The 2,472-nt window shown below is 37.3% G+C and carries 1 protein-coding gene; it reads left to right on the top strand.

Going from position 1 to position 2,472, the window contains the following annotated elements; genetic code table 11:
* The first annotated feature begins 558 nt into the window (after positions 1-558).
* The gene (locus Q3V31_RS30600) at positions 559-2,370 is read left to right on the top strand and encodes a reverse transcriptase/maturase family protein (RefSeq protein WP_097872640.1); all 1,812 of its coding nucleotides are present in this window, start codon (positions 559-561) and stop codon (positions 2,368-2,370) included.
* The last annotated feature ends 102 nt before the right edge of the window (positions 2,371-2,472 follow it).

Raw genomic sequence — 2,472 nt, forward strand, 5'->3', positions numbered from 1 at the left:
GTGCGCCCGTAAGGGGGATGTTTGAATCTGTCAATAGCAAGACAGCAGGATATATTGCAACGCCTGTCATCACCTAACTTATCCGAGAGGGAAACCAAACGGGGAGTGTAGCATGTTAGGAAAGTCATAAGTTGACTAAGTACTAAGTCACGACTGAATGGCGAGATGAGAATTGTAAACAAGGATGAAGGTTACACTACTTGAACGATAACCTGAGCAGTCCCATCGCCGGCTACAGCGGAAAGTACTTATAAACGCTGTATAATCTTAGGGAATTAGTATTGCAATTCTGCTAATTCCAGCAATACGATAGATTAGGCAATCCTAGTAAAGGATAAAAGGTGAAAGTCGCATCCGACATTACAAATAGCTATGTCAACATACATCTAAACGGGGATTACCTAAATCAGGAAGCCCATAGGGCTATAGTTTTCTGGAACTTGAATACCTGACATGGTAACGGAGTTCTCATATTAGTCAGAGATAGGGAAAGCCTATTACAAGGCGAAGGGGAACAGCTTATCCAGCTATATACACAATGGAAGGAGCGTGAGGCTCATGAGAAATCCAGATGATGTATTAGGCAGTCTAGTAACAAAGTCTAACAATAAAAACTATAAATATAACCGTCTTTACAGAAATCTATACAATCCATCCTTTTATCTAAAAGCCTATACAAATATTAGCCCTAACCAAGGAAATATGACAAAAGGAAAAGATGGAAAAAACATCGATGGTTTCAGTCTGGAAAAAATAAATATCCTAATAGAATCACTAAAAGATGAGAGCTATCAACCATACCCATCCAAACGGGTCTTCATACCTAAAAAGAATGGTTCAAAGCGCCCCTTAGGCATACCAGCATTCAAGGATAAACTTCTACAAGAAGTTATTCGAATGATACTCGAAGCGATATATGAAAAGAGTTTTAAAGAAAGTTCACATGGATTTCGTCCCAAACGGAGTTGTCATACCGCTTTATACAAAGTACGTAAAACGTTCACCGGGGTAAAATGGTTCGTTGAAGGAGATATTAGTGGTTTTTTCGATAATATCGACCACCATACACTTATAGCGTTATTAAGAAGAAGGATAACTGACGAGAAATTTATTCGGTTAATATGGAAATTTCTACGCGCGGGATATCTAGAAGAATGGCAATTTCAAAGTAGCTATAGTGGTACTCCGCAAGGAGGCGTTATCAGCCCTCTTTTATCTAACGTTTATTTAACAGAACTAGATATATTTATGGAGGAGTACAAAAAAGAGTTCACTAAAGGAGATAAAAGGAAAACCACAAAATCCTACAAACGTCAGGAGTACTTAACATACAAACACAGGAAACAACTAAAGGAAAATTGGGAACAACTCACGGAACAGGAAAAGAAGCAAGGGATTATAAAATATAAATCCTTAAAGAAAGAGCTACTTAAAATTACTTGTGGAGACCCTATGGACGAATCCTACAAGAGAATCCAATACGTCAGATATGCGGATGATTTTCTCATGGGTATTATTGGTAATAAAGCGGATGCGATGAAAGTTAAAGAAGATCTAACGGACTTCTTAAGAAATAAGTTGAAACTTGAATTGTCACAAGAAAAAACACTAATCACGCATAGCTCGAAAAAAGCCAGATTCTTAGGGTATGACATCATGGTAAGTAGAAAATTAGACACTAAACGTGATAAAAATGGTTTTCTAATGAGACATCAAATTATGAGATGTAAACTGTATCTTCCTTCGGAAAAGTGGATTGAAAAGCTCAAACATTATGGGGCATTACGCATAATGCCCCATGGGAAATGGCGAATCCAACATCGTACTTATCTCTTAAATAACGATGAACTAGAAATACTAAATACGTACAACATGGAGATAAGAGGATTGTACAATTATTACAGTCTTGCAGAAAACGTTTGTACACTCCAGAGTTTCTACTACTTTATGAAATATAGTTTCGCCAAAACTTTAGCTGCAAAACATAAAATGTCTGTAGCTAAGGTGATGGCAAAGTATAAGGTTAAAGGACATTTAGCTATTCAATACCAGGAAAAATCTGAGAAAAGAATCAGTTACTTTTATAACGATGGATTTCGTAGAAAAGACAAGGTTATGAATATAGTTCAAGATACTCTACCCAATTCGCAATTATGGTGGCGTAATAGCCTAATCAAGAGACTAAGCGCAAACAGATGTGAATGGTGTGGAAAAAATGATGTACCTTTAGAAATGCATCATGTTAAAAAATTGAAAGACTTGGAAGGCAAAAAGCTGTGGGAAAAGAAAATGATAGCGAGGAAAAGGAAAACCTTAGCACTATGTGCAAGGTGTCACCAAGACCTACACAGCGGAAAACTAGATGGATAAGTGGAAAGCCGTATACATCGAGAAATGTACGTACGGTTTGGAGGAAAGTACACGAAAACCTAACATAGTAATATGTCAAGGCGTCGGGTGCTCATCCTACCA

This window comes from Bacillus nitratireducens, assembly GCF_036320425.1.
Taxonomy (GTDB): Bacteria; Bacillota; Bacilli; order Bacillales; family Bacillaceae_G; genus Bacillus_A; species Bacillus_A nitratireducens.